The organism is Parasedimentitalea denitrificans, assembly GCF_011813015.1.
Taxonomy (GTDB): Bacteria; Pseudomonadota; Alphaproteobacteria; order Rhodobacterales; family Rhodobacteraceae; genus Parasedimentitalea; species Parasedimentitalea denitrificans.
In genome coordinates this window covers 43,511-57,342 of sequence record NZ_QHLQ01000005.1, presented here as the reverse complement: position 1 = coordinate 57,342, position 13,832 = coordinate 43,511, and the positions used below count along the sequence as shown (strand labels likewise).

Below are 13,832 nucleotides of genomic sequence, written 5' to 3'. Positions count from 1 at the left end.
CGTCCCGCGTCATGTTACGCATCCAAGATATCAATTACGCCGTCGAAGGCCGTCCGCTGTTCGAAGGCGCCAGCGCCACCATTCCCAATGGGCACAAGGTTGGCCTGGTTGGCCGCAATGGTACCGGTAAAACCACTCTGTTCCGCCTGATCTATGGCGAGCTGGTGTTGGAGTCTGGCGATATTTCGCTGCCCAACAAGGCCCGCATCGGTGGCATCTCGCAAGAGGCCCCATCATCGAACGTCTCGTTGATCGACACTGTGCTGGCCGCAGACGTCGAACGCGCCAGCCTAATGGCAGAGGCCGAGACTGCCACAGACCCCCATCGGATTGCCGAAGTTCAGACCCGTTTGGCAGATATCGACGCCTGGTCCGCCGAAGCGCGCGCAGCCTCAATCCTCAAGGGTTTGGGATTCGACGTCGAAGCCCAACAACGTCCCTGTTCCGATTTTTCCGGTGGCTGGCGGATGCGTGTTGCCCTCGCGGCAGTGCTGTTCTCGGAACCTGATCTGTTGCTGTTGGACGAACCGACCAACTACCTCGACCTCGAAGGCGCGCTGTGGCTGGAAGCCTATTTGGTGAAATATCCACACACCGTTATCATCATCAGCCACGACCGCGAACTGCTGAACCGCTCGGTCAACGGCATCCTGCACCTCGAAGACCGCGGGCTGACCTTTTATTCGGGCAACTACGATCAGTTTGCCCGCCAGCGCGCCGCCAATCGCGCCGTGCAGGCGGCTGCTGCCAAGAAACAGGATCTGCGCCGCGCCCATTTGCAAAGCTTTGTTGATCGTTTCAAGGCCAAGGCCAGTAAGGCTAAACAGGCCCAATCCCGCGTCAAGATGCTGGAAAAAATGGAAACTATCCGCGCGCCCGAAGATGCGGCGCGAACGGTTTTCACGTTCCCTGAACCCGAAGAGATGTCCCCCCCTATCATCGCCACCGAGGGGGCCTCGGTTGGGTATGATGGCAATGTCATCCTGAGCAAATTAGACCTGCGTATTGACCAGGACGACCGCATCGCCCTGCTTGGCAAAAACGGTCAGGGTAAATCCACCCTAGCCAAAATGCTGTCTGCGCGTTTGGACGTCATGTCAGGCAAGATGACGCAGTCGAACAAGCTGCGCATAGGTTTCTTTGCCCAGCACCAGGTTGACGAGCTGTTCATCGACGAAACGCCACTGATGCACCTGCAGCGGGAGCGCCCCGGTGAAGGCCAGTCCAAATTGCGTGCCCGTCTTGCCGGATTTGGCCTAGGCGCGGATCAGGCTGACACAGAGGTCGGTCGCCTGTCCGGCGGACAGAAAGCCCGTCTTTCACTGCTGCTGGCAACCATTGAAGCGCCGCACATGCTGATTCTCGATGAACCTACCAACCACTTGGACATCGAAAGCCGCGAGGCGCTCGTCGAAGCTTTGACCGCCTATAGCGGCGCGGTTATCCTGGTTAGCCACGACATGCACTTGCTGAGCTTGGTGGCCGATCACCTGTGGCTGGTCTCAAACGGAAGCGTAAACCCATACGATGGTGACTTGGCCTCTTATCGGGACCTTCTACTGGCCAAAGACAAACCAATCGCCAAACCAGCCGCACCCAAAACCAAGCCAAAGCGCCCGACACGCGATGCAATTCTTGCGCTGCGTTCGGAAGCACGCAAAAGCGAGCAACGGGTTGAAAAACTGACCGAAATGAAGGAAAAACTGGACGCCAAACTGGGCGATCCAGAGATGTATGAGCCGGAAAACAAAGACCAGGCCAAGGTTTGGCAAGGTAAACATGCTGAGGTTATGGTAGCCTTGGGGCGCGCCGAGACTATGTGGATGAAGGCGCTAGAGAAACTGGAAAAAGCTGAAAACCCATGATCGACACGGCCTTTTTGATCACCTCATTTGTGACTTTGTTTGTCATTGTTGATCCGATTGGCCTGACTCCGGTTTTCCTGGCTCTAACTCAGGGAATGAGCCCGGCCAAGCGTCGCTCGGTCGGGTTACGGTCCTGTTTCACCGCAGCAATCTTGCTGGCCCTCTTTGCTGCCCTTGGCGAGGCAGTCCTGGGATTTGTCGGCATCTCAATGGCCGCCTTCCGCGTGGCCGGTGGCGCATTGCTGTTCCTAACGGCGCTGGACATGCTGTTTGAACGGCGCACAAAACGCCGGCAAGATCAGGGTAGTGATGACGACAGTGATGACCCGTCAGTTTTCCCGATGGCGATGCCGCTGATTGCGGGCCCAGGGTCAATCGCGACGATGATCCTGCTGGCCGGTCAAAGGCCGGGCCTCGAAGGATTTGCCATGGTGATAACCGTGATGCTCGCGGTGCTGGCCGTGTTGGTTGTCATGTTCCTTGCCTCTGGCGTGTTTGAAAAGCTGCTTGGAAAGACCGGCATTAATGTCATCACCCGCCTGCTGGGAATGCTACTGGCTGCCTTGTCGGTACAGTTCATTCTCGATGGGCTAAAGGACTTTGGATTTGCGGGCTAGCAAGTACAAAAACAGCGCTTAAATATCCCCCTAGGAGAATGTGTGATGGCAGATGTCGACTATGGCCGGGTAATCTACCTCGTGCTGCTATTGGCGGTAGTCGGGTCGTGGGTGTTTGTTCAAAACCGTCAAGGCCTGGGAAAAACCGTGCAACAACTTGCGATCTGGGCCTTTATATTTCTGGGAGTCATTGCAGGATACGGTCTATGGGATGACATCCGAAGCACGGTTCAGCCACGACAATCTGTGGTCAGTGGCACCGGCCAGATTGAGGTTCCCCGATCATCCGATGGTCATTATTACCTGACCCTGGACGTCAATACTGTACCAATTACCTTTCTAGTAGATACCGGCGCTACCGCCGTTGTACTGAACGCCAAAGATGCGCGCCGCGCCGGTATAGATCCCGATGACCTAGCGTACCTAGGCCGCGCGAACACCGCCAACGGAGAGGTGCGCACTGCACAGGTCTGGCTTGACAGTGTTTCACTTGGATCCGCAACCGACACCAATTTTCGCGCCTGGGTTAATCAAGGTGAACTGGACCAATCCCTGCTCGGTATGAGTTATTTACAACGTTGGTCCAGCATTGAAATTCGCCGCGGATCACTGGTGCTGACCCGATAATTCTGGAACTCGGTGCGCCCAACGGCGCGTTCCTCTGACGGAATAACTTCGAACGAAAAGAAAAGAGGCTGCGCCCCTTACTTTTATTTTTCGGCCTTTATTTTTCGGCCTTCTTTTCCCACTTTCCAGCTTCCTCTGACCAATACTGCGCAGAACATCCTGCGTCCGTCAGGTTTTTCCACTGAACGCGCGCTTGCTGCACCGCTTCGGCGTCGGTTCCGTCAAACAACACACAAACCCGCTGCATCGCTTCAACTTCGTCCGAACTCACCGATGCGCCATCGATGATCATCACGCAATCGGGCGAATTACCCGTTCCCCCGGACGTCAGCAACACAGGCTGCAGCGCATCGTTAGGTCCGCCCTGAACACCATGCGGCAGAAAGCTATCCTTGGCACCCAGCCAAAGACGTTCATCCAACCACCCCATTCGGTCGGGATCACATCCACGAACTTCGATACGCCACCCTGCCCCGCGTGCCTTTTCCAGCAACACGGGAAGGGTCTGTTCCAACGGTTTGCGTGTCAGGTGATAAAAGTAAACCGCGCCCATTCTTGGCTCACTCTGCCTCGGACTGTGTTTCAAACCCATTGAGCACCAGTCTGTTCAATGCAGATACCCCCCAACCGGTGGCACCTTTAGGCGCATAGGTTGTATCTGATTTAACCGAAGCAACCCCAGCAATATCGAGGTGAATCCATGGGGTTTCTTCTTTTACAAACCGTTTCAGGAACTGAGCTGCGGTCACCGAACCCGCCGCGCGACCACCGGTGTTTTTGATATCGGCGATACGAGACTTGATCAGATCATCATAGCCTTTTCCCAACGGCATCCGCCATGCGCCTTCATCTTCAGCAGCAGCCGCTTTGAGAAATGCATTGCATAGCGCGTCGTCGTTAGAAAACACGCCTGCATTTTCATGCCCCAGACCAACAATTATGGCTCCGGTCAACGTCGCCAGATCAATCATGCCAACTGGGTTGAACCGTTCCTGCGTGTACCACATCACGTCACACAGAACCAATCGCCCCTCAGCGTCTGTATTGATCACCTCAATCGTATCGCCCTTCATCGACTTCACGACATCACCGGGGCGCGTGGCATTGCCAGACGGCATGTTTTCAACCAGGCCAACCAGACCAACCACATTTGCCTTGGCTCCACGTAGCGCCAATGCCCGCATTGTGCCGGCCACCACGCCAGCGCCGCCCATATCCATGGTCATGTCTTCCATGCCGCCGGCGGGTTTCAGGGAAATACCACCCGTATCAAAAACCACGCCCTTGCCGACCAGTGCGAGCGGCGCTTCTCCCTCTGCTCCACCGTTCCACTGCATGACCACCACCTTGGATGGGCTATCAGATCCCTGACCAACACAAAGCAAAGAGCGCATTCCCAGTTCTTCCAGTTGAGGCTCATCCAGAACCTCGACCTTCAAACCAATCGCTTCCATCTCAACCAAGCGGTTCGCGAAATCCGTTGTGGTCAAGACATTGGCCGGTTCGTTGACCAGATCGCGGGTCATGTGGACACCTTCGGCGACTGCCTGCATTGGCGCGTATTTCGCGGCGATGTCCTCGTGCGCTTTATGCGCAATGACCACTTCCTCCGAGGGTTTACTGTCATCGGAAGTCTTATGCAGATCAAATGAGTAGGCGCGCAAAGCAATACCAAGGGCCAAATCAGCCGCCTTTGGCATCGATCCAGCCATCACGGTCATGGGTTTACCGGCAGCCACTTTTGCCAGTGTCGCTCCAGCCTTGCGGGCCTCGATCGGGGTGACCCGACGCGGCAAGACCAGCACATCCAGCGCCTCAACCTGCAGTCCTGCAGGCCAACCCAAAGAAATCACCTGACCAGTTTTCGCTTTCTTGAACCCATCACTGTCAATCAACCGAGCCACTGCACCCTTGCTCAGCCGGTTTGCGCTACGTGCAGCCTGATCCATGACCCCCTCTGGTGTTATCAGGATAACCAACCGCCCGACCTGCTCCGATAGTGACTTGGGATCATACTCGGCGAAACGGATGGGTGTCAGGCGGCTCATGAGGTGGGCTCCAGCTTAGATTAATACGATTTGCCCCAACAGCTAGCCTGCGGCACAACAATTGGCTAGGCCCAGTCGAACCAAGGATCTGCATTCATATGGAAAATGCAGTTTTACCCGTCGTCAATTTACGCTAAGAACGAAAACAATAAACATGGCAAGGTCTGGGGGGATCGAGTGTCACGATTCGACAGATACGTGCTGTCTCAATATCTACTGTTTTTCGGCTTCTTCGCGCTGATCCTGGTTGCCGTGTTTTGGATCAACCGGGCTGTTGTGCTGTTCGATCGGCTGATCGGCGACGGACAGTCTGCCTTGATTTTATTCGAATTTACCGCGCTGGCCCTTCCCAACCTTGTCCGGATGGTTTTACCTGTTGCCGCGTTTACCTCGGCAGTATGGGTGACCAACCGGCTGAATAGCGAAAGTGAGCTGACAGTACTACGTGCCACCGGAACCAGCCCCTGGCAAATGGCCAAACCTGCACTTGCCTTTGGTCTTATCACCGCACTGATGATGTCTGTGCTGACGCATTTTTTACTGCCCGCCTCGATTGACCAACTAAAGAAACGCGAAACCGAAGCCTCTAGAAACATTACGGCCAAACTTTTGAGTGAAGGAAATTTTCTGCACCCAACCAAAGGCGTAACTTTTTTCATCCGTAAAATTGATCCGGACGGAACGTTGAACGACGTGTTCCTTTCTGATCAGAGAACCCCAGACGAAAGCGTTCTGTATACAGGCGAGCGTGCGTTTCTAGTTCGTGACCAGAACCGCTCTCACCTTGTGATGATCGACGGAATGGCCCTTCGAACAGATCGAAAGGGCCGCACACTGTCCTCCACTACATTTTCTGACTTCTCTTACGATATCAGCACCCTGACAAGTAAAGTTGTGAACAAAGCTCGCGGCATTCGCGTAATTCCCAGTTATGAGCTCCTAACCCAAGCGGACCAAATTGCTGGTCAAGAGGCGTTTAGCCGTGGCCAGTTGGCCGAAGAGCTGCACCTACGCTTTGCCCGAGCTCTTGTTTGTATAGCGGTCGTTTTAATCGGTTTTTCATCACTGATGCTTGGCACATTTTCCCGATTTGGTTTTTGGCGTCAAACCCTGCTCGCTTTTGTTCTATTGATCTTTGTTGAGGGTCTACGTGGGGTTGTTGCTGAACCGGTCATAGAAAATGCCAACCTTTGGCCCCTAGTCTACCTGCCATCATTTTTGGGGCTGGCAGTAGCAGGTATCTTCCTGCAACTTGCAGCGCGACCAATCATGCTATTCAAGAAGCGTCCGCACGCAACGGTCAGAAAGGCTGCACAATGAAGCTAGATCTTTATTATGCCCGCCGGTTTCTGCAGTGGTTTGGTATTATAAGTTTAATTCTACTCACTTTGGTTATGTTAATCGATCTGAATGATCAGGTTAGGCGCTTTGGAGAAATAGATCTAAGTTTTGCTCAACTCACCACTCTGACCCTCATGAATACACCAGCTGCGTTGAATCAATTTCTTCCCCTGATCATGATCCTGTCTACTATTGTTTTGTTCGTCGGCCTCGCTCGCAGTAGCGAACTGGTGGTTACGCGTGCCATTGGCCGCTCCGGGCTTCGCGCACTAGTTGCCCCGTTAGCTATGGCGGCGATCATCGGCTTTCTGGCCGTCTCGACTTTGAACCCTATTGCAGCGGCAACTTCCAACAGATCCCAAGAGCTGACAGACACATACCGCTCAATTGGTCCGGCCACCTTATCCCTCACTGATGACGGCCTCTGGCTTCGCCAAGGTGGCCCTCAAGGCCAGTCGGTCATTCATGCTGCTGGCTACGGAGGTAACGCTGACAATATCAGTTTATATGATGTCACGATCCTCTCTTACGCGACCGACGGCGGCCCAACGCGCCAAATTGTAGCTGAAAGCGCGAAAATTGTGGGGGACTATTGGCTGCTGCGCAACGTAAAGTTCTGGCCGCTAACGCCCGACTTGAATCCTGAAACCAACTCAACCATTCATGACGAACTAAGGCTACCAACAACAATGACCCAGGAGCGCATCCGCGACAGTATCGGAACAGCCGAGGGTATTTCAATTTATGACCTGCCAGAGACAATCCGGTCGCTTGGACAGGCAGGCTTTTCGACCAAACGATTTGAAGTTTTGCTGCAGGTGGAACTAGCGCGCCCCCTATTTCTAATGGCAATGGTTTTGGTTGGCGCGGCCTTTACCATGCGACACGTACGTTCCGGAGGAACGGGCCTGGCTGTTCTATTGGCAGTTTTGTTGGGGTTCGGTCTTTACTTTGTACGTAACTTTGCCCAAATCCTGGGTGAGAACGGGCAGATTCCAGTCAGCCTGGCGGCTTGGGCCCCTCCTGTAGCCGCTTTTTTGCTACCACTCGGGTTGCTTCTTCATGCGGAGGATGGCTGACATGCGACGCGCACTTTGCCTAACCACCGCTATCTCCTGGATGGCCTTGGCTACCGCTGTACAGGCCCAACAAGCGACACCCTTTGTGGCTGACACCCAACCCGCCATGTTGGTTGCCGATCAGGTCTATATCACTCCAGAAAGAACCTTGATTGCGCAGGGCAATGTCGAGGCTTTTCAAGGCGACATCCGCCTACGGGCGCAGAAGGTCACCTTTGACCGGGACAATGGGACCCTTCAAATCGAGGGGCCCATTCGGATAGATCAGGGGGGGGAGATTACCATTCTGGCGAGTGCAGCTGAAATGGACAAAGACCTTCGTAATGGCATCCTGAACGGTGCCCGCATGGTGTTTCAGCAGCAGCTTCAGCTGGCTTCGGTGCAGATGTCCCGCGTTAGTGGGCGCTATACTCAACTTTACAAGACATCTGCAACGTCTTGCCAAGTTTGTGACGACGGCTCACCTCCGCTATGGCAAATCCGTGCCGAGAGGGTGACGCATGACCAGTTGGAAAGACAACTCTATTTTGAGAATGCTCAGTTCCGCATCCTCGATGTACCAGTGTTCTATTTCCCGGGCTTGCGCCTGCCTGACCCAACACTAGAGAGAGCCTCGGGATTTCTGGTGCCATCGGTTCGTACTACGTCAACTTTGGGCACCGGAATCAAAGTCCCCTATTTCTTCACCTTCGGAGACTCTAGGGACCTAACCTTGTCCCCTTACTTGTCCTCAAAAACACGCACTCTGGATGCACGCTACCGTCAGGCTTTTATAAACGGAAGAATAGACCTGCAAGGGGCCGTGACCCGCGATGACTTGCAGCCGGGTGATACACGCGGTTACCTGTTTGCTGACGGCCATTTTAATCTGCGCAAAGACTTTAAACTTGAATTCGATATTAAGGCCGCGTCGGACGATGCCTATCTCGCGGATTATGGGCTACCAGATCTAGACCGCCTACGCTCTCGTTTGACACTAACCAAAGTCAACCGGGACAGCCTGTTTCGCGCCAGTGCTATTTACTACAAATCCCTCCGAGACTCGGATGTTAGCGGGGAGTTCCCCTCCGCAATCGGTGATATCTTTTATCAGCGACGGTATCATCCCGCTCAGCTGGGCGGCGAGGTGCAAATGACTTTGCTGACGCATGCACACAGCCGCGATTCAAGCGATGACATTGTCGGCCGCGACATCACCCGCATGACTTTTGACGCAAACTGGCAAAGGGAGTGGCGCTTACAAAACGGGATTGTCACGCAGACCCAGCTAGGCTTTTCCGCTGATGCCTTTAATATTCAGGATGACAGCGCCTATCCATCCAGCGCATCCCGCCTGACACCGCGAGGCGCTATAACTTTTCGCCTTCCCATGACTCGCATTACCCCCAATGGGGATTCAGAGTTTCTAGAACCTATCGTACAGCTTGGCTGGAGCGAGTCATCTGGTGATCCCGTCCCAAATGATGAAAGCAATTTTGTTGAATTCGATCAGGGTAACTTACTGGAACTGTCGCGTTTTCCGTCCGTTGATGCCCGAGAGGAAGGACTGTCTTTTGTCTACGGCGCCAACTGGGCTCGATACTCCACCAAAGGCTGGCAGGCTTCAGCAGTGGTCGGACAGATCTTTCGCAGTTCGGCAAACAGTGGCTTCACAAAATCCTCCGGCCTTGGCGGGACATCATCAGACATTTTGCTGGCTGGGCAACTCAAACTGGACGACGGCCTCGCGATCTCAACACGAGGTTTGCTAAACGGCAATGTGAACTTCTCCAAAGCCGAAATTCGTGGCGATTGGTTCAACCAACTTGCTCAGGTTTCAGGCAGCTATCTATGGCTTGGAACAGATGCAGAAGAAGGTCGACCCGAAGAAACGTCTGAATTCTGGTTTGACGGCAGCTATAAAATTCACCCGAACTGGTCTGCCACCGCCAATCTGCGATACGATATTTCCGACTCGCGTGCTTCGCGTGCGGGTATCGGATTTGTCTACAGCAACGAATGCGTCAAGGTCGATCTTTCGGTTAACAGGCGCTATACTACCACATCAAGTGTTGAGCCTTCGACCGATTTCGGCTTTACCATCGCATTGAACGGTTTCTCCGTTGATAGCGGCACACAAAATTACAGGCGATCATGCAGCAATTCCTAAAGTCTTGGTTCACTGCCCCGGGTTTTGTCCGTGGCGCAGTCCGCGTAACCACAACAGCCCTACTTCTCGGAGCAGCGGCTCCACATTCGGTATTGGCACAGGGTTTATTCTCCCCTGCTGTTACTGTGAATAATTCAGTAATCACGAATTTTGAACTGGAACAACGCACCAATTTCATGCGGATCCTTGGTTCACCAGGCGACCCTGCGGAAATTGCACTTGAGGACCTGATCAAGGACCGCCTCAAGGAAGAAGCAACCTCTCAAGCTGGAATTAGTCTGTCCGAAGAAGCTATTACCGAAGGCATGACAGAATTCGCCGGGCGTGCAAATTTGACGTTAGAGGAATTCCTCAAGGCGCTTGGTGAAAATGGAGTGTCGCCTGAAACACTGCGCGATTACACAATTGCAGGTCTGACCTGGCGGGACTACGTCGGATCCCGATTCTTATCTCGCGCCCGCCCAAGCGAAGGTGAAATCGATCGGGCCATGGGCCGTGCTGGCACGGGTGGGGTTCAAGTGCTTCTGTCGGAAGTCATTATTCCAATCAACCAGCAAAACGTTCGACAAGTTGAAGAACTCGCGGAACAAATCAGCAATCTCGATAGTTACGCAGCCTTCTCATCGGCAGCGACACAATATTCTGCTGCTGACAGCCGGACCAACCAGGGCCACCTTCCCTGGCTCCCCCTGACTAAGCTGCCGCCACAGCTTCAAGGGCTGGTTTTGGCTTTGAAACCGGGCGAAATCACGCCACCTCTCCCACTACAAGGAGCCGTGGCGCTGTTTCAGATGCGCGGCGTACGTGAAGTTGCCGGCGCTGCCCCGCGGTTTGCTGCTATCGAATACGCCAGCTACTACATTCCTGGTGGCCACAGCCCAGCTGCGCAAGCCACGGCACGCCATGTTGCGTCCCAAATCGACACCTGTGACGATCTCTACGGTATCGCCAAAGACCAGGATCCAGCAGTTCTAGACGTTCAGAGTCTGGCTCCAGCAGAAATCCCACAGGATGTCGCGCTAGAGCTGGCAAAACTAGATACCGGCGAAACCTCGGCGATGCTGACCCGTAACAATGGCCAGACACTTGTTCTGCTGATGATGTGCGGTCGCAGCGCTGATCTAGGCACCGGAGAAGACGACGCACGTCAGGGTGTAGCAAATGCGCTGACCCAACAACGACTAGAAGCATTCTCTGCCAGCTTTGTTGAACAGCTACGTGCCGACGCCGAGATCGTTATTAAATGACACGCAAGCCCCCCATTGCGCTCAGCTGTGGGGAGCCCGCCGGTGTGGGCCCTGAATTGGCGGTCAAAGCGTGGAACGAGCTACGCGACACCTGCCCATTCTTCTGGATTGGCGATCCCCGCCACCTTCCAGAAGGCACCACTTTTGTTGAGATTTCAAAACCCGAACAGGCTCAGGCCATCTGCGCATCCGCTCTACCAGTCTTGGCGTTGCCATTCGACGGTCCCGCCATCGCAGGTCACCCCCTGGCTCAACATGCTGCCGGTGTCATTCAGTCTATCGAAACTGCCGTCAGCCTAGTTCAGACCGGACAGGCATCGGCTGTGTGTACCGCGCCTATCCATAAAAAGGCACTGATCGACGGGGCAGACTTTGCCTATCCAGGTCATACAGAGTTCCTGGCGGCATTGGCGGGACGCGACCGCGTGGTGATGATGCTGGCCTCAGACCAGTTGCGCGTCGTGCCCGCGACAATTCACATCGCCCTTGCTGATGTGCCACAACAGCTAACCCCGGCGCTGCTGAGTGAAACAATCGCTATCACGGTCGAAGGTTTACAAAAGCAATTCGGAATACCTCACCCGCGTATCGCCGTTGCCGGCCTGAACCCCCACGCCGGTGAAGGTGGGGCGATGGGACAGGAAGAGCTTACCTGGATCAACACAACGCTGCATGACCTGCAATCAGAGGCCTACGATCTGACTGGCCCACACCCCGCCGATACCCTGTTCCATGCCGCTGCCCGCGCCCGCTATGACGCAGCCATCTGCATGTACCACGATCAGGCCTTGATCCCGATAAAGACGCTTGATTTTGATCGCGGCGTCAATGTCACCCTTGGCCTTCCCTTTATTCGCACTTCACCCGATCACGGCACCGCCTGCGATATCGCCGACCAGAACCTCGCCAACCCCACCAGCTTGATCGAGGCGCTCAAAATGGCACAGACAATGGCCAAATCCTCTTGATCCTTCATCTGGCCTTAAATATCCCCGCCGGAGGCATAAAATCATGCCAATCCCAACACCCAGACCCAAGTTAGAAACAACATGACCGCAATCGACACCCTACCTCCCCTGCGTGAGGTCATTGCAGACCACCAGCTTTCTGCCCGCAAGTCTCTGGGTCAGAACTTTTTGCTGGACCTGAACCTGACGGCCAAAATCGCGCGACAGGCAGGCGACCTGACGGGGTGCGACGTTTTGGAAATTGGTCCTGGCCCCGGCGGTTTGACCCGTGGCCTATTGGCCGAAGGCGCTCGCCGTGTGCTGGCTGTTGAAAAAGACGCGCGCTGCCTGCCCGCACTGGCCCAAATCTCGGATGCCTATCCCAATCGTCTACAGGTCATCGAAGGCGACGCACTCGAAGTAAACCCACTGGAACACTTGACCCCACCGATCCGTGTTGCAGCCAACCTGCCCTATAACATTGGCACTGAATTGCTGGTGCGTTGGCTGACCCCAAAACAGTGGCCGCCTTTCTGGCAGAGCCTGACCCTGATGTTCCAACGCGAAGTTGCCGAGCGTATCGTCGCCCTACCGGGTACCAAAAAATACGGCCGACTAGCCCTCTTGGCGCAGTGGCGTGCCGAGCCGCATATCGTGTTGTCACTTCCCCCCGGCGCATTTACCCCGCCGCCAAAAGTATCCAGCGCAGTTGTTCACCTGACCGCGCTACCGGAACCACGCTTCCCGGCAGATGCAGGCACCTTGAACCGGGTGGTGGCTGCGGCGTTCAATCAACGCCGTAAGATGCTTAGATCTGCACTAAAAAGCGTATCACCCGACATCGAAGACCACCTGAAGGCCGCTGGTATTCCCCCAACTGAACGGGCCGAACAAGTCAGTCTCGAGGCCTTTTGTGCACTCGCACGCAGCTTGTACCCAGATGACTGACAGCAAGCCAACACTGGAAATTTAAAGCCTACTTGAGCGCTTGTACTCTTCACCTTGTTCGAATTGATACCGCAGACTCAAAAAGCCCCGGTTCGTATGAACCGGGGCTTTTCTATGCATACATCAAACTGAATTTACTCAGCAGCTTCAGGCGCATCACCTGCTTTTGTGCTTGGCTCCGCCGGTTTCTCAACCTTAGGCGCTGCTACCGTCTCGGCATTGGGTGCAGCAGCTTCGTCTGCAGCTGTTTCCTGAGGCTTCGGCGCGGGCTTGCGCGTACGCGGACGGCGTGTGCTTGTTTTCTTTGGCTTGCTTTCAGGCGTCTCAACCAGACCGGAATCGCCAGATGCAGCGCCATTGCCGCTCATGTCCAGAACATCAGGCTGTGGCGCCCCTGCCGGATCAACGCTAGGAGCGGATGCAGGTGCAGGTTGCTCGTTACGGGCCGCAGCCTCTTGGCGCGCAGCAGCATCGCGTTCCTGACGCTCGGTCCGCTCACGGTCCCGTTCAGCTTGACGCTCTCTGTTCTGGCGCTCTTGCTCTTCGCGGCGAGTATCCTGCTCACGCTGAGCTTCCCCCAGCATCCGCATATAGTGCTCTGCGTGCTGTTGAAAGTTCTCAACAGCGACACGGTCACCACTCAACTGAGCATCGCGTGCCAGTTGGTTATATTTATCGATGATTTGTTGCGGGGTGCCACGCACCTTGCCCTCTGGGCCCGAGCTATCAAACACCCGGTTTACAACATTACCACCACCAGCGGGGCGATTGCGGTTCGATTTCGACCGCGAACGTGATTTAGACGATCTCATTTGCTTAACGTCAGCCTTGATTCGTTGGGTCGCAGATCCCGTAATGCGCATATTAGCGCGGGACCATCGACCATTTTGGGCTTGGTGTCGCCGGTTTGGATATAGAGCCGAACACTCCTGCGACGCCTATATGTAACCCTGTCCACCATCGC

At 54.8% G+C, this 13,832-nt stretch carries 12 protein-coding genes; 9 read left to right on the top strand and 3 right to left on the bottom strand.

Features of this window, described 5'->3' with window-relative positions; translation table 11 throughout:
• Positions 1 to 11: 11 nt before the first annotated feature.
• From DL239_RS07160 to DL239_RS07150, 3 genes are read left to right on the top strand one after another with little or no spacing between them, the layout of a single operon-like run.
• Positions 12 to 1,865 carry an ABC-F family ATP-binding cassette domain-containing protein gene (locus tag DL239_RS07160; protein WP_167683329.1) on the top strand — a complete coding sequence of 618 codons (1,854 nt, stop codon included), beginning with the start codon at positions 12 to 14 and terminating at the stop codon, positions 1,863 to 1,865.
• On the top strand, positions 1,862 to 2,482 hold the full coding sequence (locus tag DL239_RS07155; protein ID WP_167683328.1) for a MarC family protein: 621 nt from the start codon (positions 1,862 to 1,864) through the stop codon (positions 2,480 to 2,482). The genes DL239_RS07160 and DL239_RS07155 overlap by 4 nt, the downstream gene beginning before the upstream one ends.
• 45 nt (positions 2,483 to 2,527) lie before the next feature.
• Complete coding sequence (locus DL239_RS07150) at positions 2,528 to 3,109, top strand: retropepsin-like aspartic protease family protein (RefSeq protein WP_167683327.1); 582 nt, start codon at positions 2,528 to 2,530, stop codon at positions 3,107 to 3,109.
• Positions 3,110 to 3,206: 97 nt separating this feature from the next.
• Here the strand turns inward: DL239_RS07150 and DL239_RS07145 are convergent, their stop codons facing one another.
• Positions 3,207 to 3,662, bottom strand: coding sequence for a DNA polymerase III subunit chi (locus DL239_RS07145; protein WP_167683326.1), 456 nt, complete (start codon positions 3,660 to 3,662; stop codon positions 3,207 to 3,209).
• A gap of 7 nt (positions 3,663 to 3,669) precedes the next feature.
• Entirely contained in the window at positions 3,670 to 5,157 is a 1,488-nt protein-coding gene (locus tag DL239_RS07140; protein ID WP_167683325.1) for a leucyl aminopeptidase, read from the bottom strand.
• Positions 5,158 to 5,334: 177 nt separating this feature from the next.
• Between DL239_RS07140 and lptF the strand changes: the two genes are divergently transcribed.
• The 6 genes from lptF to rsmA all read left to right on the top strand — a co-directional run bounded on the left by lptF (position 5,335) and on the right by rsmA (position 12,868).
• Positions 5,335 to 6,477, top strand: a complete 1,143-nt coding sequence (gene lptF, locus DL239_RS07135) for an LPS export ABC transporter permease LptF (protein ID WP_167683324.1) — start codon at positions 5,335 to 5,337, stop codon at positions 6,475 to 6,477.
• Complete coding sequence (lptG, locus tag DL239_RS07130) at positions 6,474 to 7,577, top strand: LPS export ABC transporter permease LptG (RefSeq protein ID WP_167683323.1); 1,104 nt, start codon at positions 6,474 to 6,476, stop codon at positions 7,575 to 7,577. The genes lptF and lptG overlap by 4 nt, the downstream gene beginning before the upstream one ends.
• A gap of 1 nt (position 7,578) precedes the next feature.
• Positions 7,579 to 9,726: an LPS-assembly protein LptD gene (locus DL239_RS07125; protein ID WP_167683322.1), complete on the top strand. Its 2,148-nt coding sequence runs from the start codon at positions 7,579 to 7,581 to the stop codon at positions 9,724 to 9,726.
• Between the two features lie 125 nt (positions 9,727 to 9,851).
• The gene (locus tag DL239_RS07120; protein ID WP_369410549.1) at positions 9,852 to 10,973 is read left to right on the top strand and encodes a peptidylprolyl isomerase; all 1,122 of its coding nucleotides are present in this window, start codon (positions 9,852 to 9,854) and stop codon (positions 10,971 to 10,973) included.
• A complete protein-coding gene (gene pdxA, locus DL239_RS07115; protein ID WP_167683320.1) occupies positions 10,970 to 11,941 on the top strand; it encodes a 4-hydroxythreonine-4-phosphate dehydrogenase PdxA in 972 nt (323 codons plus the stop codon). Before DL239_RS07120 ends, pdxA begins: the two co-directional genes overlap by 4 nt.
• A gap of 81 nt (positions 11,942 to 12,022) precedes the next feature.
• Positions 12,023 to 12,868 (top strand): 16S rRNA (adenine(1518)-N(6)/adenine(1519)-N(6))-dimethyltransferase RsmA, encoded by an 846-nt coding sequence (gene rsmA, locus DL239_RS07110; RefSeq protein ID WP_167683319.1) that lies wholly within the window; start codon positions 12,023 to 12,025, stop codon positions 12,866 to 12,868.
• A 134-nt stretch (positions 12,869 to 13,002) separates the two neighbouring features.
• Here the strand turns inward: rsmA and DL239_RS07105 are convergent, their stop codons facing one another.
• On the bottom strand, positions 13,003 to 13,680 hold the full coding sequence (locus DL239_RS07105) for a DUF4167 domain-containing protein (protein WP_167683318.1): 678 nt from the start codon (positions 13,678 to 13,680) through the stop codon (positions 13,003 to 13,005).
• Between the last annotated feature and the right edge of the window lie 152 nt (positions 13,681 to 13,832).

Bases quoted from the DNA above. Each gene is read 5' to 3' on its own strand.
- DL239_RS07155 (WP_167683328.1), top strand. From the start codon at position 1,862: ATGATCGACACGGCCTTTTTGATCACCTCATTTGTGACTTTGTTTGTC.
- DL239_RS07125 (WP_167683322.1), top strand. From the start codon at position 7,579: ATGCGACGCGCACTTTGCCTAACCACCGCTATCTCCTGGATGGCCTTG.
- rsmA (WP_167683319.1), top strand. From the start codon at position 12,023: ATGACCGCAATCGACACCCTACCTCCCCTGCGTGAGGTCATTGCAGAC.
- lptG (WP_167683323.1), top strand. From the start codon at position 6,474: ATGAAGCTAGATCTTTATTATGCCCGCCGGTTTCTGCAGTGGTTTGGT.
- DL239_RS07140 (WP_167683325.1), bottom strand. From the start codon at position 5,157: ATGAGCCGCCTGACACCCATCCGTTTCGCCGAGTATGATCCCAAGTCA.
- pdxA (WP_167683320.1), top strand. From the start codon at position 10,970: ATGACACGCAAGCCCCCCATTGCGCTCAGCTGTGGGGAGCCCGCCGGT.
- DL239_RS07160 (WP_167683329.1), top strand. From the start codon at position 12: ATGTTACGCATCCAAGATATCAATTACGCCGTCGAAGGCCGTCCGCTG.
- DL239_RS07150 (WP_167683327.1), top strand. From the start codon at position 2,528: ATGGCAGATGTCGACTATGGCCGGGTAATCTACCTCGTGCTGCTATTG.
- DL239_RS07105 (WP_167683318.1), bottom strand. From the start codon at position 13,680: ATGAGATCGTCTAAATCACGTTCGCGGTCGAAATCGAACCGCAATCGC.
- DL239_RS07145 (WP_167683326.1), bottom strand. From the start codon at position 3,662: ATGGGCGCGGTTTACTTTTATCACCTGACACGCAAACCGTTGGAACAG.